Origin of the sequence: Kitasatospora sp. HPM-01-4, from assembly GCF_051374625.1 — a bacterium.
In the GTDB taxonomy this organism is placed as follows: Bacteria; Actinomycetota; Actinomycetes; order Streptomycetales; family Streptomycetaceae; genus Kitasatospora.
In genome coordinates this window covers 8254045-8271298 of the sequence record NZ_JBPQGP010000005.1, presented here as the reverse complement: position 1 = coordinate 8271298, position 17254 = coordinate 8254045, and the positions used below count along the sequence as shown (strand labels likewise).

Below are 17254 nucleotides of genomic sequence, written 5' to 3'. Positions count from 1 at the left end.
ATGCGGGACGGCGGCTGGCAACACACGGTCGGCACCGGGCCGCACGGGAAGACCCTCGGCCTTCTCGGGCTGGGAAACCTGGGCAGCAGCGTGGCCAGGATCGGCCAGGCGTTCGGCATGGGCACCATCGCCTGGAGCCGGCACCTCACACCCGAACGCGCGGCCGAGCACGGGGTGACGGCTGTGACCAAACAGGAGTTGTTCGCCACCGCGGACGTGCTGTCGGTGCACCTGGTGCTCACCGACCGCACCAGACGGCTGGTCGGCAGTACGGAACTCGCCGCGATGAAACCGTCCGCGATCCTGGTGAACACCTCGCGGGGGCCGATCGTCGATCAGGACGCCCTGCTGGACACCCTGCGGCGCAAGGCGATCCGGTGCGCGGCGCTCGATGTCTGCGACGTCGAGCCGCTGCCCGCCGACCATCCCTTCCGTACGCTGCCGAACACCGTACTCACCCCGCACATCGGCTACGTGACCCGCGAGCTCTACGAGGTCTTCTACCGCGACGCGGTCGAGGACATCGCCGCCTTCCAGGCGGGACGACCGATACGCACCCTCACCTAGCCTCCGCCGGGGCGGCGAAAGGGCCCGGCGGCCGGATTCGTGGTGCAGGAGTGCCGTCGCTGCGCCGGCCGAGGTGCCGGTGCCTCCGGTGAGCGTGGCCGAGGTGTGCCGGTTACGATCCCTGCAGAGGGCGGCTCTGACAATGCCCATTCGCCATGGCGCGGCCGGCGGGCTCCAGCACATTTCAGGCACTGACCCCCGCGACATCTCCTGGTCTCGACAGTCGACAGACTTTCCGGCAATCCAGTCATGCTTCTGGGCGCTTTCTCACGCAGAAAGGTCGAGGTGATGAAGGCTATTCGGTTAGCCCGACACGGTGAGCCGTCCGAGGTTCTGGAAGTCGAGGACGTGCCTGTCCCGGAGCCCGGGGACGGGCAGGTGAGGATTCGCATCCTGGCGACCCCCGTGAACCCGTCGGACCTGCTGTACGTGCGGGGGTTCTACGCCGGCGTCCAGGCCAGGTTCCCGGCGCCGGTCGGATTCGAGGGCGTCGGCATCGTGGATGCCCTGGGGCCCGGGGTGAACGGCCTGACCAGTGGGCAGCGGGTGTCGGTCGTCAACGGGCAGGGGGGAAACTGGGCGGAATACGCTGTTGTCCCCGCGGGTGACCTGTTCCCGGTGCCCGATGAGATCCCTGATGAACAGGTGGCCTCCTTCGTCGTCAATCCCGCCTCCGTGATCCTCATGGTCCGTCGTCTGCTGGCGGTCCCCAAGGGGGAGTGGCTCCTGCAGTCCGCGGCCGGTTCCGAGCTGGGACGCATGGTCATCAGGCTGGCCAGACGCGACGGATTCCGCACCCTGAACGTCGTCCGCAGACGCGAGTCGGTGGCCGCGCTGGAAGCTCTCGGCGCTGACGCCGTCATCGTGTCCACCGAGGGGCCGATCGACGAACAGGTCCGCAGCATCGTCGGGCCCGAGGGTGTGAAGTACGCCATCGATCCGGTGGTCGGAGAGACCGGAACGCAGATGTTCAAGGCGCTCCACGAGGACGGGCGGATGCTGGTGTACGGCTCCCTGACGGGCGAGCCGATCCGCGTCGGCGACGACCCGCGGTACATCCTGGCGGGCCGCCGTATCGTGGAGGTCTTCTGGCTCGGATACTGGCTTCCGCGACTCACCGACGCAGAACGACGGCAGTTGGGGGAGGATATCGTAGCGCTGATGCGAGAGGGAATCCTTGAAACCTCTCCCGGGCGTCAGTACTCCCTCGACGAGATCGGTGAAGCCGTCGCCCAAGCAGAGCAGAAGGGCCGGCAGGGAAAGGTGTTCCTCGTACTCGGGAAGTAGCGGGGACCGGTCTTGCCACCCGCGACGCGGGCGCCGGAAGCACGGCTGAACGCGATGTCCCCGCCGATGCTTACGGCCGCCTCCTGCGGTAGTCCCCCACCGCCGATCCGGACGTCATCCGGGTCGGTTCCCCGCCCGTCATCGGCGTCAATCACGACTGTGTCCGGCTTCCTCGGCCTGCTCCCGGGCTGCCATCACGTCTTCGCCGTGTTCGAACGCCCAGACGCCGAGTGCCTCGATCGGCTCCAGGAGTGTCCGCCCCAACCCCGTGAGGGTGTACTCCACGCGCGGCGGCGAGCCGGCGTACGCGCGGCGCTCCACCAACCCGTCGAACTGGAGTCGACGCAGTGTCTCCGTGAGAACTTTGGGGCTGATCCCGCCGATCCGCTCGCGCAGTTCACCGGGCCGCGAGGGCCCCTCGCGCAGCGCCCACAGCACGACGGCGTTCCAGGTGTTGGCGAGCAGATCGAAGGCGAGCCGGGCTCGGCAGTCGGCGATGAAGCCGTGGTCAGTGGTCACTTACCAGATGGTGCCCCAGCAGTTTGACCTCCTTGCAGTGACCTGTCAGTGAAACCGGGACGACACTAGGGATCCGCGATCGCGTCGGCCCCGTGTGAGAGCTGGAACGGCCACCGCACGATCTTCAGGAGTCCACACGACGGCCCTCCGGGCTGTGATTCGGCAACGTGTGCGGAGCTCTCAGCCTCGGGATGACGTGCGGGTTGAGCCCAAGAGGGGACGCGCCCGATGACCTGACGTGATAAAGCGGCTGTCGAACGGGAAATAGGCAGGAACCAACCCCGAACCAAGGGAGACGAGATGCCCTCACCAGCCTGGAAGACGGACCCCGAGCAGCACGACTTCCCCGCGGCGATGGACTACCTGGAACTGGTGCTGGAGCCCGAGGCCGCACAGCAGGCCGTGGAGAGGCTCAAGAGCGCGCCCACCATGGTGAAGAAGGCGAAGGACATCCTCCGGGCGTCGCAGCTCTCGCTGCTGCCGAAGGAGAACGTGCACGTCGCCGAGAACATCGACAAGGTGCGGCAGGGCAAGAAGCTCTCCCCGGTCCTGCTGGTGCGCGGCCGGCCGCTCATCATCGCCGACGGCTACCACCGCGTGTGCGCGATCTACTATCTCAGCGAGGATCTCGAGGTCCCCTGCCGCCTCGCATAGTCGCGCCGGTTGCGCGGGGCGTGCCCGGTTCGGGCCTTCTAGGCTGGGTGGTGGTGTCCGGCGAGCCTCGGAGGTAGCGGTGGGGAGCGCATCGGAGGGTTCGGTACCGCTGCCGCAGTTGCGTCTGGACGACCTGCTGGACGAACTGCAGGCCAGGCTGAATGCCGCCCGGGCCACCCGCGATCGGATCCACAGCCTGTTGGAGGCGGTGCTCGCGGTCGGCCGGGACCTGGAGCTGGCCCAGGCGCTGCGGCACATCGTGGAGGCGGCGGTGAGCCTGGTCGACGCCGAGTACGGCGCCCTCGGGGTGATCGGCGAGGACCAGCGGCTGTCGCAGTTCATCCCGGTCGGGGTGACCGACGAGCAGGTGAAGCGGATCGGGGCGTTGCCGTCGGGCCACGGCCTGCTGGGCGAACTGATCCGGTGCCCCGTGCCGTTGCGGCTCGGCCGGATCTCCGAGCACCCGTCCTCCTACGGGTTTCCCGCCAACCACCCACCCATGGACAGCTTCCTGGGCGTGCCGATCCGGGTCCGCGACAAGGTCTTCGGCAACCTCTACCTGACCGAGAAACGCGGCGGCGGCGAGTTCGACGCCGAGGACGAGGCCGTGCTGTCCACGCTCGCGGTGGCGGCGGGGGTCGCGATCGACAACGCCCGGCTGTACGCCCGGGGCAGACTGCGCGAGCGGTGGCTGGCGGCCAGTGCGGAGATCACCGGCAGCCTGCTGTCCGGGAGCTCCGAGAAGGAGGTGCTGGACCTGCTGGTCACCCGGGCGGGCGAGATCGCGGGGGCGGACCTCGCGGTGGTCGCCCTGTCCCTGCCCGACTCCGAGGCCTTGGAGGTCCAGATCGCCGCCGGGTTGTGCGAGCGGGAGCACCGCGGTCTGGTGCTGCCCCTGGAGGGCTCGTTCATGGGCGCGGCGGCGCGCACCGGCGAACCGGTGGTGAGCGCGAACGTTCGGCAGGACCCGCGGATCACCGCCGGGCCGCCGCGCTGGCAGGGGCTGGGGCCGGCCGTGGCGGTGCCGATCGGCACCCCGGAACACGGCGTACACGGCGTACTGATGCTGGCCCGCGCGGAAGGCAGTCCGCTGTTCGAGTCCGATGAGTCGGGGCCGCTGCTGAGCTTCGCCGGACACGCCGCGCTCGCGATGGAGCTGGCGGAACGGCGCCGGGACTCAGAACAGATCGCCCTGCTCCAGGAACGGGACCGGATCGCCCGCGACCTGCACGACCTGGCGATCCAACGGCTGTTCGCCACCGGCATGACCCTCCAGGGCGCGATCCGCTTCATCGACCACCCGGAAGCCGGAGACAGGGTGCTGCGCGCCATCGACGACCTCGACGAGACCGCGAAGACCATCAGGTCCACGATCTTCGGCCTCCGATCCCGGGAAGCGGGACCCGCGGCCAAGGGGCTGCGCGCCAGGGCGGTCGAGGTCGTCGAACGGGCGGCGGCCGTACTCGGTTTCACCCCGGGCCTGCGGATGTCCGGCCTGCTGGACGTCACCGTGCCGCCGCGGACCGCTGACGAGGCCGTCGCCGTCCTGCAGGAGGCGCTGTCCAACGCCGCCCGGCACGCGAACGCGACCTCGGTGGAGGTGGTCCTGGCAGCCGACGCCGAGCTGACGGTCACCGTGACGGACAACGGTGTAGGGCTCCCCCAGGGCGGCGGGCGCCGCAGCGGACTGGCGAACCTCGCCGAACGGGCGGCGGCGCTGGGCGGCGCCTTCGACGCGCACGCACTCCCGCACGGCGGCACCGAAGTGCTCTGGCGGGTCCCGCTGCCGCCCGCGTGATGCCGGTGGTCTCAGCTGCCGTCGGCCTCCAGCACCTCGGAGACCGGCAGCCGGGGCGTGGGTGCGCCCTCGGGGCCGTAGCCCAGGCGGATGAGCATCTGGACGTGCCCCGGGCCCTGGTGCGGGTCGCGGGCCTCCCACCGCAGGTTGGGCCACTCCATCGCCTGGTGAAGCAGCGAAGCCCGCACCTGACGGACGGTCGCGGTCAGCAGGACGTGCTCCAGGGCCAGCCCGGCGCGCAGCCAGTCCACCGGCAGGTCGCGCTCGGTGGCGAGCACCGCGATGCACGGTTCGGTCTCGAAGGTCTCGGGGGCCTGGTGTTCGGAGGGGTGGATGGCCGAGAAGTCCCGCATCGGCAGGTGCCCGGCGGCGTCCTGCGGACCGAGCGAGGCGGCCGGAATGCCGTACGGCTCACTACCGGGCCCCTGGATCCAGCTGCGGCTCTCGCTGCGGTGCTCGGGGTCGGTGACGTTGCGGCGCTCAGCCTCGGCGGTGAGGTGGAGCAGCCGGGGCGTCTCCTCCCGGCCGGGGAAGTAGAGCACCGCTTCCTCCATGTGGGCGGCCTCGACCAGGTCGTGCCGTACCTCGGGCGGGATCGGCGGGCCGTGGAACGGGGTGCGGATGGTATGCCGGTGCCAGATCGCGTCGTACAGTTCGGCGGTCCGCGGCAGCCGCGCCCGCGACGGCTCGTCCAGACGGACGGCGGCCAGCAGGTCGGGGTCTGCCGGGTCCGGCAGCAGGTGCACGTCGGGTGCCCAGCCGAGGTGGCGGGCGGCGGTGCGGAGGTTCAGCACCGCCGCGCCGACCGAGATGTGCAGGGCACGCTGTTCGGGGTCGGTGGTGGGGAGCGACCGCTCGCGGGCGGAGCGGACTTCCAGGGTGCTGGTCTCGGGCCGCAGGCGGTAGTGCCAGGGCTGGGTGTTGTGGATGGACGGGGCGGCCACCGCGGCGGAGACGAGCTTCTCCACCGTGGCACCGTCCAGAGCCATGGTGACCATGGCGGTCTCCCGGGGTGGGTTGGGTCAGCTAGCCGTAGGCTCTGCTCCGGAGCGCAGGACCTCCAGGCGGTGCCGGCACCTCCGGCAGGATGAGTGTCCGGAAGAGCGGCATGCCGGTGACCATCAGGCCGAAGCCCCTGGCGTTCGTACCGTGGTCGTACCAGTACGTGATCGCGGGCTCCACGCTTGTGCCGTAACGCGGATGCCCTCTTCGCCCATGGTGCGACCGGTCCGGTCGGCGGCGCTTGGGCCGTTCGGATCATTGTGCTGGGCCGCGCGGCTCAGCGCGGGTGCCTGGGATGCGCCGGTTCGGCGTGGGCGGCGAGGACGGCCGCCTGGAGGCGTCTCTCGACGCCGAGTTTGGCGAGCATGCGCGAGACGTGGTTCTTCACGGTCTTCTCGGCGAGGTAGAGCTCCTGGCCGATCTGCCGGTTGGTCTTGCCCTCACCGACCAGCGCCAGGATCTCCCGTTCGCGTGGCGTCAGTTGGGCGAGGGCGGCGTCGGTGTCGGACTCGTCGTGGTGGCGCAGACTCTCCATCAGCCTGCGGGTGGTGGCGGGGTCCAGCGTCGACTGCCCGGCGGCGACCGTCCGCACCGCGCTGACCAGGTCGGCGCCCTTGACCTGCTTCAGCACGTACCCGGCGGCCCCGGCCATGACCGCGTCCAGCAGGGCGTCGTCGTCGTCGAAGGAGGTGAGCATCAGGCAGGCCAGCTCGGGCATCCGGTCCCGGAGTTCACGGCAGAGGGTCACCCCGTCGCCGTCCGGCAGCCGCACGTCCAGCACGGCCACGTGCGGGCGCAGCGCGAGCACCCGGGCGAGGGCCTGGGCGCAGCTGCCCGCCTCGCCGACGACCTCGATGTCCGGCTCCGCCTCCAGCAGATCGCGCACCCCGCGCCGGACCACCTCGTGGTCGTCCAGCAGGAAGACCCGCACGGGCTGTCCGGATTCGCTGGGCTCGGTCGTGTCCATCGCTGTGCTCCTGACCGGCGGGCGGTTCTCTCCTTCGATTCTGCGCGTCCCGGGACGCTCGGGGTTCCCCGCCATGCCGATGTTCCGGGGCACCCGCGGGACCCACCCGATTCCGATCGAGGTGTCGCAGGACTGCGGGCCGTCGAGCGGGAGGAGGCAGCACGCGGCATCCCGGTGCGTCGGTCCGAGTGTCGTGGGCGGGCTCTCCACCGGCCCGGCCCACGGTGCGGCCGGGGTCAGCCGGTCGGGACGGCTGCGACCGGGCACCGTGCGTGGTGGATCACCGCATGGGCGACCGATCCGAGGCGGTGACGGCCGCCACTGCTCCTGCCCACGATGAGTAGCTCCGCGTGCCCGGCTGCATGGAGCAGCGCCTCGGCGGTGCCACCCGGGCGCGCCTCCTCGATGACCTCCACGTCGCCGGACGGGCGATCGCGCACCACCTTCCGGATGTCTCCCAGCTCCTTGTGCGCCCAGTCGGCCCGTCGCTCCTCCGTGGAGTTCCTCCACCAGGGTGGCGGGGCCCAGACGTGGACCACCCGCAGGTCCACGCCACGCGACCGGGCCGCCTCGACGGCGAATTCCAGGACGGCCTCGGACGGGTCGTGGGCATCGATGCCGGCCACGACCTCGTCAGACGGCGGCTGGGAGGCTTCATCCCGGATCAGGACGACCGGGCAGTCGGCGCGTGTGGCGACCGCCAGGCTCACCGAGCCCAGGAGCAGGCCGGTGAAGCCGCCGAGCCCGCGCGAGCCGAGTACCACGAGGCGGGCGCTGCGTGTCTCGGTCACGATCCCCTGCCGGGCCGGCTCATCCAGCAGCGCGGTGCACACCTCCAGGTCCGGGTGGTCCGAGCGGAGCTCCAGCGCGGTTTCGGCCAGCATGCCCAGGGCCCGTCCGCGCACCTCGCTGACGCCCGGCAGTCCCGGGGCCGCGCGCTGCGGCCACGGCCAGGCGTGGACCAGGCGCAGTGGTGCACCGCTCCTGACCGCCTCGTCGGCCGCCCAGCGGGCTGCGGCCAGGCTCGCTGGCGAGCCGTCGACGGCGGCGAGCACCGGCCGGTTCACGAGGTCACCGGCTCCGGGCCACCGCTCGCGGCGGTGAGCCGCGCCTCGGCGGCCACCACTCCGGGTACGGCCCGGACCAGACGTTCCAGCAGCGTTTTCGGCGCGGCTTCGGGCAGCGAGCCGGTGAGGGTGACCCGGCCCTCCTCGGCGTGGACGTCGACCCCCGACGCGTACCCGGGCCCCAGCGCCGCGAGCAGTTCGAAGCGGACCTGCTGGGCGAGGTCCTCGTCGGTTCGGAGGTGGACCTTGAGCAGGTCGCCGCGGCTGACGATGCCGACCAGGCGGTCCTGGGTGTCCACGACCGGCAGGCGTTTGAGGTGGCCGCGAGCCATGGCCCGGGCGGCCTCGGCGGTCGGGCTGTCGGCGTGCACGGTGACGGCCGGGACCGACATCAGCTGTCCCGCCGTCAGGTTGTCGGTGCTCTCCGGGGCACGGTCCTGGGCACCCAGCAGATCGGCTTCGGAGACCACCCCGATGACCCGGCCGTCCCCGGTGAGCACCGGTGCCGCACTGATCCTCCAGCGTTGCAGGGTCTCGGCGACCTCCTGGAAGCTCGTGTCGCGTCCGACGGCGATGACAGCGTGGGTCATCACCTCGCCCACGGTGTCCCAGCGCTGTTCCACGATGTGCTCCTTCAGGGTGCGGGCCAGGTCGCCGGTCCCGGCCCGGGGCTGCCCTCGCGCAGGGCGCTCCAGGAGACCGGACCGAGCAGGTCGGCGAGGCGTTGCAGGACATCCAGGAAGAGGTCGTCGATGGTCAGGACACCGGCCAGGCGGTGGCCGTCCAGTACGGGCAGCCGGCGCACACCCGTGCGGCGGAACGCCCGGTAGGCAGCGGCAAGGTCATCGGTGGTGTCGAGGGTGACGGCGGGGGCGGACATCAGCTCGGACACCTGTGTCCCGGGGTCCGCGTTGCAGGCCAGTGCCCGGACCACCAGGTCCCGGTCGGTGAGGAGGCCGTGCAGGGTGCCGCCCTCGGCCACCAGGACGCAGCCCACCGCCTCCTCGTCCATGCGCCGGGCGGCGTCCCTGACCGTGGTGTGGGGCGTGACGGTGACCGGCGGTGCGGTCATGAGATCGGCGACGCGCATCTCTTGGGCTCCTTCAGTTCGATGGTCACCTCCGGCCGCCGGTCCAGCGAGTCGTGGGCCGTTCGGTGGGACACCAGCGCGAGCAGGTCGCCGGCCCGCTCGCGCTGCAGTGCGGGTGCGTCCACCCGTACGCCGATCGAGGGACACGGACCGGTACGTCGTCGGCCACCGGGTGGTCGGCTCCCAGCCTCGTTGCGCCGGCTCAGGTAGTGGCTCCTCCGGTGGGCCGGGGAGGCTACGGGCTCCACTGGTGTGGAGGCGGTCTGGGTGGACATGATCGGCCTCCGTGCTCCTCAACTGCCCATCGGCGCGGACCTCCCCCCTTCCAGCCGAGCCCGCCGGACCGCGCCGGGACAGGGCTGGCCGGTACCGTCCGCCCGGCTGACGGACTCCCGCCGAACCTGGGCCGTTCGGCCCAGGCGGGGAGCGCCCCGGTCGGCCTGGACAGGGGGGACCGCGGCCGCTGGAGACAGACGGGCTCACGCGCGATCGTGGAATCCGGGAGCCCTTTCGCCCGCAGTGAGCCCGAACAGCCGAGGAGGTGGGTCGGGTGACCAGGATCAGGACCGTGTGGCGCCCCTCGCGTGCCGGAGAGCTTCCGGCGCTCGACCCGCGCACCCCCTTGGACCGTCCGCTGCCCTGCTGATCCGACCGACCGTGACCCCGTGGAGGAACGCCATGCGCCGTGTCATCCGGTTCGCCGAACTCGGCCGCGACGATGTCGGCCTGGTCGGCGGGAAGAACGCCTCACTCGGCGAACTGATCACGCGGTTGAGCCCGTCCGGCATCCGGGTGCCGGACGGCTTCGCGACGACCGCCGACGCGTACCGGGAGTTCCTGGACACCGGCGGGCTGTGCCGGGTCATCACGGAGCAGATCGACCTCCTCCACGGCGGAGCCCCGCTCACCGAGGCCGGTTCGGCCATCCGGAACGCCATGCTGGCCACGCCGCTGCCCCTCGAGCTGGAGCACGAGCTCACCGACGCGTACGAGCGGCTCGCCCTCGACCTCGGGCGCACCGCTCCGGATGTCGCCGTACGCTCCAGCGCGACCGCCGAGGACCTGCCTCAGGCGAGCTTCGCCGGTCAGCAGGAGACCTTCCTCAACGTCCGGGGCCGCACGGCGCTGCTGGACGCGTGCCGCCGCTGTTACGCCTCACTCTTCACCGACCGGGCGATCGACTACCGCGAGCGGATGGGCTTCGGCCACCTCGCGGTCGCGCTGTCGGTCGGCGTACAGGTGATGGTCCGTTCCGATCTGGGCGGGGCCGGGGTGGTGTTCACCCTGGACACCGAGACCGGGTTTCCCGAGGTGGTGGTGGTCAGCGCCGCGTGGGGGCTGGGCGAGACGGTGGTGAGCGGGCAGGTGGACCCGGACGAGTACGTGGTGTTCAAGCCGCTGCTCAAGGACCCCGCCCTGAACCCCGTCATCCATGCCGAGATCGGCCCCAAGCGCCGCAAGGCCGTGTACGCCGAGGACGGTCTGACCCGCACGGTGGACACCACGGCGGCCGAGCAGGGGCGACGTGTCCTGGACGATGCCGAGGTCCGCACGCTCGCCCGGTGGGGCGTGGCCGTCGAACGGCACTACGAGTGCCCGATGGACCTCGAATGGGCCAAGGACGGCCGGACGGGTGAACTCCTCCTCGTCCAGGCCCGGCCGGAGACCGTACAGTCCCGCCGCCGGGGCGCCGTGCTGCGCCGGTACCGGCTGACCGGGAAGGGCGAACGGCTGGTGGACGGGATCGCGGTCGGCGAGGCGGTCGGTGCGGGGCGGGTCTGCTCGCTCGCCAGCCCCGTCGAGCTGGAACGCTTCCCGACCGGTGCGGTGCTGGTCACCTCGATCACCGACCCGGACTGGGAACCCCTGATGAAGCGGGCCGCCGCCATCGTCACCGACCACGGCGGACGGACCTCGCACGCCGCCATCGTCAGCCGCGAGCTCGGGGTCCCCGCCCTGGTGGGCACCGGACGGGCGACCACCGTGCTGACCGACCGCCAGGAGGTCACGGTCTCCTGCGCGGAAGGCGCCGAGGGCCACGTCTACGCCGGTCTCATCGACTACGAGGAGACCGAGACCGACCTCGGCTCACTGCCCACGACACGCACCCGGGTGATGCTCAACCTGGCCGACCCGGCCGCCGCCTTCCGCTGGTGGCAGCTGCCCGCCGACGGCGTGGGACTGGCCCGGATGGAGTTCATGGTGGCTCACCAGGTCCGGGTGCACCCGATGGCGCTGGCCCACCCCGAGCGGCTGTCCGCCGAGGACCGCCGACAGGTCGAGGAACTCGCTGGTGGCTACACGGACTTGACGGAGTACTTCGTCGACCGCCTCGCCCGGGGAGTGGCGCGGATCGCCGCCTCCCGCTGGCCCGATCCGGTGGTGGTGCGCACCAGCGACTTCAAGACCAACGAGTACGCGCGGCTGACCGGTGGAGCGCCCTTCGAGCCGGTCGAGGCCAACCCGATGATCGGCTGGCGCGGCGCGAGCCGGTACTACAGCGAGGGCTATCGGGACGGCTTCGCACTGGAGTGCCAGGCCCTGCGGAAGGTCCGTGACGGCATGGGCCTCACCAATGTGGTGGTGATGATCCCGTTCTGCCGCACACCGCAGGAAGCCGACCGGGTCCTCGATGTGATGGCCGACAACGGGCTGCGCCGGGGCCGGAACGGTCTGCAGGTCTACGTGATGGCGGAGATCCCGGCCAACATCCTGCTCGCCGAGCAGTTCTCGATGCGCTTCGACGGCTTCTCCATCGGCAGCAACGACCTCACCCAGCTCACCCTCGGCGTCGACCGCGACTCCGACCTGCTGGCCCACCTCTTCGACGAGCGCGACCCCGCCGTCACCCGCAGCATCGAGACCCTGATCGCAACCGCCCACGAAGCCGGCCGACACGTCGGACTCTGCGGTCAACGGCCGAGCAACGACCCGGAGTTCACCGGCTTCCTGGTCCAGGCCGGAATCGACTCCATTTCGGTCACCCCGGACAGCTTCGCCGCCGTCAAACGGCACGTGGCCGCTGCCGAGCAGAGCTGAGCTGAGCTGAGCTGAGCTGAGCGAGTGGCGCGGGCGTGGCACGGGTTTCACAACCGCTCTGCTTTCACAACCGCTCCGCCCGGATCCGAGCCACCGGTCGTCATGGGGGACCAGCCCAGGCGTTCACGCTGCCGCCGAGGGCCTCACTGGCGCCGGCCGGCCTGGTAGGCGTGGGGGTGTTCGAGCTGGACCTCCGTGTCGTCCTCGGTCCAGTCGAGACTCTGGTGGACCGCCACCACGCCGTCCACGGCCCGGCACAGCTGCTCGGCGATCGGAACCAGGCTCTTGCGCGGGAGCCGTCCGGTGAGGGTGACCACGCCTTCGTGCACGGCGACCTGGACAGCTCCGGGTGCGACCCACAGGGTCTGGCCGAACACGTCGTGGGTGATCTCCTCGCGGATCGCCGCGTCGTGCCGCAGGAAGACCTGGAGCAGATCGCGGCGGCTGACGATGCCCACCAGGCGGCCGACCTCGTCCACCACCGGGAGCCGCTTGACCTTGTGCTTGTCCATGGCGCGCGCGGCCTCGGGTACGGACCAGGTGGCACGGGCGGTGACGGCGGGGCTGGTCATCAGGCCTCCGGCGGTCTCGGCCTCCGCGCGGGCCCGGTCCTGCGGTTCCAGCCAGCGACCGGGGGTACGGCCCTCGGGGTCGGGGAGGACGGCTTCCTTGCGGATCAGGTCGGCTTCGGAGACCATGCCGAGCGGGCGTTCCTGGTCGTCGATGACGGGGATCGCGGTGATGTCGTTCCGGTGGAACAGCGCCACGATCTCCTTGAACGGCGTGTCCGGCCGGGCGGTGACGACCTCCTGGGTCATCACGTCGTGAACAGTGCGGTGCTGCATCGTCCTCACTCCTCCACGAGTGTCCTCTACCTCACACTCTCCGCCCGGCCCGACGGGTCGGCACAGGGCCGTTCGGTCCCACTGCGGGGGCCGGCCCGGTCCAGCGGACAGCGGCCGCTCCGGGCGGGACGATGGGTGGATCCCAGGTCTTCTGGAGGTCGCCATGACGACGGAAAGCACTGCGCCGCACCCGATGCCCCGGCCGGGCCTGCTGACCTTCCTCGGCGGCGTGGGTACCGTCACCGGCAGCAAGTTCCTTGTCGAGACCGACCATGCCCGGGTCCTGGTCGACTGCGGCCTCTTCCAGGGCCTGGCCGAACTGCGCCGCCGCAACCGCCGCCCGCTGCCGCTCGATCCCGCCGACGTCCAGGCCGTCGTGCTCACCCACGCCCACCTCGACCACTGCGGCTACCTCCCCCGGCTGGTCCGGGACGGCTTCCGCGGCCCCGTACTGACCACCCCCGACACCATGCGGCTGGCCGAGCTGATCCTGCGTGACAGCGCCCACCTGCTCCGTGAGGAGGCCGACCACGCCAACGAGCACGGCTGGTCCAAACACCGCCCCGCAGAACCGCTCTACACCGACCAGGACGTCGAACACGCCCTGCCCATGTTCGACCCGGTACCGCTGGACACCGACGTCGAGATCACCACCGGCACCGTCCTGCGCCTGCACCACGCCGGGCATATCCTCGGCTCCGCCTGGGCCCGCCTCACCCTGGAGGACGGCCACTCGGTGGCCGTCAGCGGTGACCTCGGCCGCCCGGTGCACCCGCTGCTACGCCCGCCCGAACCGTTCAGCGGCGCGGACGTGCTGCTGATGGAATCCACCTACGGCAACCGGCACCACGAGGAGACCGCGGCCCGCGAGTGGTTCGCCCGCGCCGTCGAACGCACCCTCGCCCGCGGTGGCACCGTCCTCATCCCGTCCTTCGCCGTCGACCGCACCGAGGTCGTCCTGCACCAGCTCGCCGAGCTGCGCCTCACCGGCCGCCTACCCGCCGGTGCCCCCGTCTACGTGGACAGCCCGATGGCACTGGCCGCACTGCAGATCTACCGCGACGCCTTCGCCACCCGCTCCCCGGAGCTGCGCCCCGAGGTGCTGGACGAGGGCGGGCGAGCCCTCGACCCCGAACCGTTCTCGCCGATCCACTCACTCCGGGAGTCCCTCGCGCTGGAGCACTCCGAAGTGCCTTCGGTCCTGGTCTCCGCCTCCGGCATGGCCACCGGCGGGCGGGTGGTGCACCACCTGCGCCGACTGCTGCCCGACCCGCGCAACACCGTGGTCATCGTCGGCTTCGCCGCCGAGGGCACCCGGGCCCGCGACCTGGTGGACGGCGCACGCGTGCTGAAGATGTACGGCACGTACTCCCCGGTCCGCGCCGAGGTGGTCAACGTACCCGCCTTCTCCGCGCACGCCGACGCCGCCGAGATCATCGAGTGGCTGCGCACCGCCCCTCCGCCGAGCGCCACCTACCTGGTGCACGGCGAGCCGGACGGGTCGCAGGCCCTGCGCGACCGGATCGACCGCGAACTGGGCTGGACCGCCGTCGTGCCACGCTCCGGCGAGCGGGTCCTGATCCGCTGAACGGCGGGCATGGGCCGATCGGCGGCGGGCGGCCCTGATGCGAAGAGGGCGCTTCCGGGGCAGGCTGGGCGCAGCGTTCCACGTGAGGAGAGGTCATGGCCGAGAAGGAGCGGATCGTCGTCGGGGTGGATGGTTCCAAGCCGTCCCAGGAGGCCCTCCGGTGGGCGGTGCGGCAGGCCCGGCTGGTGGACGGGGTGGTCCTGGCCGTGATCGCCTGGGAGTATCCGCAGCTGTACGGCTTGTCCTCATGGGCGCCCACCCCGGAGAAGCCCACCCCCGAAGGCGTCGCCCGCTCGGTGCTGAGCGCCACCGTCGACGAGGTCGTCGGGCCCGAGCCGCCGGTGGAGATCCAGTCCCAGGTCGGCCAGGGCCCGGCAGCCGAGGTGCTGCTCAGGGCTGCCGACGGAGCTTCCCTGCTGGTGATCGGCAACCGCGGGCACGGAGGTTTCACCGGCGCGCTGCTCGGATCCGTCGGACAGCACTGCACCCAGCACGCGCACTGTCCGGTGGTGGTCCTGCGCGGTCCGGCGGACTGAGTCGATCACCTGAGTGGTCGGCTCCGGAGGTCCGCTGCGGGCCGCCGGTATCCATGGGTTCGGGTCAGTGTTGCGTGATCGTCCGGCGGCGGTAGGACCGCGCGGCGATGAGAAGGCCGATTCCCCACACCAGGAACTGTGGGATGCCGTAGACGACGATCCACCGGCTGAAGATGCCCGGCTCGTTCCACTGAACGGCAGTCAGGACTGCGGCCCAGACGGTGTACAGGAGCAGGAATGCCGCGACCGTGAATGCTGTGGAGGCCAGTGTCCGTGGCGGGACCCTGCGTCCCGCCACGAGCGGCACCCACCTCGGGAACACCAGGCCCCACGGCCTGACCATGCTCAGTGCCAGCACACCGGCCATCGCGGCCATCCCGCACAGCACGAACAGGTAGGGGCCGCCACCGCCGGCGTACCAGGTGCGGAACTTGCTCCCGTCGGCCCACAGCGGAGTGCCGAGTGCCCACACCGAGTGCAGCGGGATGAAGCCGACGGTCGCGGAGAGCGCTGACGCGTAGGCGGCCCTGAGGGCCCGCCGGGACGGCGGCGGAACATCGGCCGCTGCGGGTTCGGGGCGGGGAACGGAAACCTGGGACATGATCGGACCTCCGGGAACGGGGCGACGAAGAACGCGCTCACGTCGCACTGTTCCAGAGGCGTGCCGACCACCACATCCGCGCTCAGGTCGACGACCACTCGTGCCCGGGAGCGACCGTGGCGTGGGCTCCCTCCCCCGTGGAGGGGAGGCCGGGCTCCACCCTCTTCGTGTCGCCCGTGCACCTGCCGTCGGGCATGCGCCGGCCCGATCGCGGACCGGTCACAACCCGAGCGGCATCGGACGGCCGGCTTTCTCCTCGGTCCGGCCGAGGTCGTGGACCAGCGGCTCACGGTCGCTCAGCAGCCGCGCCCGCTCCTGGTCGTGGTGGTCGACGGCGATGATCAGGGCGAACCCGCTCCGCTCCCCGGCCTCCAGAACGGCGGGCGTGTCCGCGAAGAGCGCCGCTCGCTCGGGCCGGGTGTGCAGCAGCCGCAGCAGGAGCTGGAGCAGCGCCGGGCTGGGTGGACCGGCGAGCCCGTAGTGCTTGGTGTCCTCCGCGTCCACGAAGACCTCCACCAGTTGGTCGAGCCCGGCCCGGTGCAGCATCGAACCGCAGTGGCCGCTGCTGGAGAACGCTCCCACGGCGACACCCGCACCGCGTAGGTCGAGCAGGGCCTGGTGGACACCGGGGCGCGCCTCCAACCCCTCGGAGTCCAGCAGTTCCATGAAGCGCTGGTCCTCGTGGCGGGCCAGTATCCGGCGGAGGTCCGCCTCGGCCGGGCCGAGGTGGCAGGTCGCGAGGTCGATTCGGTGGGAGGGCGGGTGGAGCAGTGCCGCCGCGATGTCCTCGTCGAGGAGGCTGGCCAGGTGGGCGGGCAGGTCCGCCGAGGCGTCCAGCGGCGGCCGTGTCTCGCCGGTGACGCGGGCGTACTGGGCGGTGAAGGCGTGCAGTGTGTCCCGCCAGGCGGCGGTGCGCAGCGGCAGGGAGTCGGTGAGCACTCCGTCGGCGTCGAACACCACGGCATCGGTGCGGCGGGGGTCGAGGCGGGTCACTGTCCCAAAGCCGGTCATCTGTCGGCCTTCCCCTCGATGTCGTCGAGGTCCCAGTGGAGCCGGTCGGTGAGGCCGGCGATTCCCTCGATGCGGGCGAGTTGGAGGCAGAGCGCTGCGGCGTCGCTGCGGGTACGGGTGCGGCCGGTGACGGTCAGGCGGCCGCGTTCGCATCTGATGTGCAGTGAGCTGGGGACGACGCCGGTACCGGGGGTGAGGGCGAGGGTCAGCGCCTCGTTGCGCATCCCCTCGTCGTCGCGGCGCAGGGCGTCCAGGAGGTCGTGCGTCGAGACCATGCCGGTCAGCCGGTTCTCGCCGTCGACCACCGGCAGATGGTGGATCGATTCCCGGTGGACGGTGGCCGCCGCCTCGGCGACGGTCCGGTCCTCGGCCACGGTGACGGCCGGGGCGGTCATCAGGTCGCGGGCGAAGAGCTCCGTCGGATGCGGCTCGGTGTAGGCGGCCAGCAGGTCGGAGGCGGCGACGACGCCGGTGACGGTGCCGTCCGGGGAGACGACGGGCAGGGCGCCGCGCCGGGTGGCGGTGATGGCCGCGACCATGGTGGCGAAGTCGGTGTCGGGGGTGACGGCGACGGCAGGGCGGCTCATGCAGGTCCGGACGAGGGCCCGGCCGGGGATGCGCGCGTGGCCTGGATCGGCGAAGGTCTCGGTCGGGGTGCCGTCGAGGATGCTGTGGTTCATGGT

Annotated in this window: 18 protein-coding genes; 7 read left to right on the top strand and 11 right to left on the bottom strand. The window is 71.5% G+C overall.

What is annotated here, in order from left to right:
• Together ACSMTC_RS35940 and ACSMTC_RS35935 are read left to right on the top strand one after the other, a co-directional pair.
• A complete protein-coding gene (locus ACSMTC_RS35940) occupies positions 1-567 on the top strand; it encodes an NAD(P)-dependent oxidoreductase (protein WP_436563930.1) in 567 nt (188 codons plus the stop codon).
• Positions 568-816: 249 nt separating this feature from the next.
• Positions 817-1854, top strand: coding sequence for a zinc-dependent alcohol dehydrogenase family protein (locus ACSMTC_RS35935; RefSeq protein ID WP_436563929.1), 1038 nt, complete (start codon positions 817-819; stop codon positions 1852-1854).
• Positions 1855-2001: 147 nt separating this feature from the next.
• On the opposite strand, the gene ACSMTC_RS35930 is transcribed toward ACSMTC_RS35935, so the two are convergent.
• On the bottom strand, positions 2002-2373 hold the full coding sequence (locus ACSMTC_RS35930) for a winged helix-turn-helix transcriptional regulator (RefSeq protein ID WP_436563928.1): 372 nt from the start codon (positions 2371-2373) through the stop codon (positions 2002-2004).
• A gap of 300 nt (positions 2374-2673) precedes the next feature.
• Between ACSMTC_RS35930 and ACSMTC_RS35925 the strand changes: the two genes are divergently transcribed.
• Both ACSMTC_RS35925 and ACSMTC_RS35920 read left to right on the top strand, forming a co-directional pair.
• The gene (locus ACSMTC_RS35925) at positions 2674-3027 is read left to right on the top strand and encodes a hypothetical protein (protein WP_436563927.1); all 354 of its coding nucleotides are present in this window, start codon (positions 2674-2676) and stop codon (positions 3025-3027) included.
• 79 nt (positions 3028-3106) lie between these two features.
• Entirely contained in the window at positions 3107-4825 is a 1719-nt protein-coding gene (locus tag ACSMTC_RS35920) for a sensor histidine kinase (protein ID WP_436563926.1), read from the top strand.
• A gap of 11 nt (positions 4826-4836) precedes the next feature.
• On the opposite strand, the gene ACSMTC_RS35915 is transcribed toward ACSMTC_RS35920, so the two are convergent.
• The 6 genes from ACSMTC_RS35915 to ACSMTC_RS35890 all read right to left on the bottom strand — a co-directional run bounded on the left by ACSMTC_RS35915 (position 4837) and on the right by ACSMTC_RS35890 (position 9076).
• Positions 4837-5823, bottom strand: a complete 987-nt coding sequence (locus tag ACSMTC_RS35915; protein ID WP_436563925.1) for an Acg family FMN-binding oxidoreductase — start codon at positions 5821-5823, stop codon at positions 4837-4839.
• A gap of 281 nt (positions 5824-6104) precedes the next feature.
• Positions 6105-6794, bottom strand: coding sequence for a response regulator (locus ACSMTC_RS35910; protein ID WP_436563924.1), 690 nt, complete (start codon positions 6792-6794; stop codon positions 6105-6107).
• A gap of 236 nt (positions 6795-7030) precedes the next feature.
• Positions 7031-7861 (bottom strand): universal stress protein, encoded by an 831-nt coding sequence (locus ACSMTC_RS35905; protein ID WP_436563923.1) that lies wholly within the window; start codon positions 7859-7861, stop codon positions 7031-7033.
• Positions 7858-8484 carry a CBS domain-containing protein gene (locus tag ACSMTC_RS35900; protein ID WP_436563922.1) on the bottom strand — a complete coding sequence of 209 codons (627 nt, stop codon included), beginning with the start codon at positions 8482-8484 and terminating at the stop codon, positions 7858-7860. The genes ACSMTC_RS35905 and ACSMTC_RS35900 overlap by 4 nt, the downstream gene beginning before the upstream one ends.
• Before the next feature lie 11 nt (positions 8485-8495).
• Entirely contained in the window at positions 8496-8951 is a 456-nt protein-coding gene (locus ACSMTC_RS35895) for a CBS domain-containing protein (RefSeq protein WP_436563921.1), read from the bottom strand.
• Positions 8930-9076, bottom strand: a complete 147-nt coding sequence (locus ACSMTC_RS35890; RefSeq protein WP_436563920.1) for a hypothetical protein — start codon at positions 9074-9076, stop codon at positions 8930-8932. Before ACSMTC_RS35890 ends, ACSMTC_RS35895 begins: the two co-directional genes overlap by 22 nt.
• A 553-nt stretch (positions 9077-9629) precedes the next feature.
• Between ACSMTC_RS35890 and ppsA the strand changes: the two genes are divergently transcribed.
• Positions 9630-11990 carry a phosphoenolpyruvate synthase gene (gene ppsA / locus ACSMTC_RS35885; RefSeq protein ID WP_436563919.1) on the top strand — a complete coding sequence of 787 codons (2361 nt, stop codon included), beginning with the start codon at positions 9630-9632 and terminating at the stop codon, positions 11988-11990.
• A 143-nt stretch (positions 11991-12133) separates the two neighbouring features.
• On the opposite strand, the gene ACSMTC_RS35880 is transcribed toward ppsA, so the two are convergent.
• On the bottom strand, positions 12134-12835 hold the full coding sequence (locus ACSMTC_RS35880; RefSeq protein WP_436563918.1) for a CBS domain-containing protein: 702 nt from the start codon (positions 12833-12835) through the stop codon (positions 12134-12136).
• A 163-nt stretch (positions 12836-12998) separates the two neighbouring features.
• Here ACSMTC_RS35880 and ACSMTC_RS35875 point away from each other — a divergent pair, with 163 nt between their 5' ends.
• A complete protein-coding gene (locus ACSMTC_RS35875; RefSeq protein WP_436563917.1) occupies positions 12999-14423 on the top strand; it encodes an MBL fold metallo-hydrolase RNA specificity domain-containing protein in 1425 nt (474 codons plus the stop codon).
• A 95-nt stretch (positions 14424-14518) separates the two neighbouring features.
• The gene (locus tag ACSMTC_RS35870; RefSeq protein ID WP_436563916.1) at positions 14519-14959 is read left to right on the top strand and encodes a universal stress protein; all 441 of its coding nucleotides are present in this window, start codon (positions 14519-14521) and stop codon (positions 14957-14959) included.
• A gap of 64 nt (positions 14960-15023) precedes the next feature.
• Here the strand turns inward: ACSMTC_RS35870 and ACSMTC_RS35865 are convergent, their stop codons facing one another.
• From ACSMTC_RS35865 to ACSMTC_RS35855, 3 genes are all read right to left on the bottom strand, one after another.
• Positions 15024-15560 (bottom strand): hypothetical protein, encoded by a 537-nt coding sequence (locus ACSMTC_RS35865; RefSeq protein WP_436563915.1) that lies wholly within the window; start codon positions 15558-15560, stop codon positions 15024-15026.
• Between the two features lie 219 nt (positions 15561-15779).
• Entirely contained in the window at positions 15780-16571 is a 792-nt protein-coding gene (locus tag ACSMTC_RS35860) for an HAD family hydrolase (RefSeq protein ID WP_436563914.1), read from the bottom strand.
• Positions 16568-17251: a CBS domain-containing protein gene (locus ACSMTC_RS35855; RefSeq protein WP_436563913.1), complete on the bottom strand. Its 684-nt coding sequence runs from the start codon at positions 17249-17251 to the stop codon at positions 16568-16570. The genes ACSMTC_RS35860 and ACSMTC_RS35855 overlap by 4 nt, the downstream gene beginning before the upstream one ends.
• Positions 17252-17254: the final 3 nt, after the last annotated feature.

What these genes read in the sequence shown, in the direction of transcription:
- ACSMTC_RS35910 (WP_436563924.1), bottom strand. Translation starts at nt 6,794, where the DNA reads ATGGACACGACCGAGCCCAGCGAATCCGGACAGCCCGTGCGGGTCTTC.
- ACSMTC_RS35855 (WP_436563913.1), bottom strand. Translation starts at nt 17,251, where the DNA reads ATGAACCACAGCATCCTCGACGGCACCCCGACCGAGACCTTCGCCGAT.
- ACSMTC_RS35895 (WP_436563921.1), bottom strand. Translation starts at nt 8,951, where the DNA reads ATGCGCGTCGCCGATCTCATGACCGCACCGCCGGTCACCGTCACGCCC.
- ACSMTC_RS35860 (WP_436563914.1), bottom strand. Translation starts at nt 16,571, where the DNA reads ATGACCGGCTTTGGGACAGTGACCCGCCTCGACCCCCGCCGCACCGAT.
- ACSMTC_RS35935 (WP_436563929.1), top strand. Translation starts at nt 817, where the DNA reads ATGCTTCTGGGCGCTTTCTCACGCAGAAAGGTCGAGGTGATGAAGGCT.
- ACSMTC_RS35880 (WP_436563918.1), bottom strand. Translation starts at nt 12,835, where the DNA reads ATGCAGCACCGCACTGTTCACGACGTGATGACCCAGGAGGTCGTCACC.
- ACSMTC_RS35925 (WP_436563927.1), top strand. Translation starts at nt 2,674, where the DNA reads ATGCCCTCACCAGCCTGGAAGACGGACCCCGAGCAGCACGACTTCCCC.
- ACSMTC_RS35915 (WP_436563925.1), bottom strand. Translation starts at nt 5,823, where the DNA reads ATGGTCACCATGGCTCTGGACGGTGCCACGGTGGAGAAGCTCGTCTCC.
- ACSMTC_RS35865 (WP_436563915.1), bottom strand. Translation starts at nt 15,560, where the DNA reads ATGTCCCAGGTTTCCGTTCCCCGCCCCGAACCCGCAGCGGCCGATGTT.
- ACSMTC_RS35875 (WP_436563917.1), top strand. Translation starts at nt 12,999, where the DNA reads ATGACGACGGAAAGCACTGCGCCGCACCCGATGCCCCGGCCGGGCCTG.
- ACSMTC_RS35870 (WP_436563916.1), top strand. Translation starts at nt 14,519, where the DNA reads ATGGCCGAGAAGGAGCGGATCGTCGTCGGGGTGGATGGTTCCAAGCCG.
- ACSMTC_RS35940 (WP_436563930.1), top strand. Translation starts at nt 1, where the DNA reads ATGCGGGACGGCGGCTGGCAACACACGGTCGGCACCGGGCCGCACGGG.
- ppsA (WP_436563919.1), top strand. Translation starts at nt 9,630, where the DNA reads ATGCGCCGTGTCATCCGGTTCGCCGAACTCGGCCGCGACGATGTCGGC.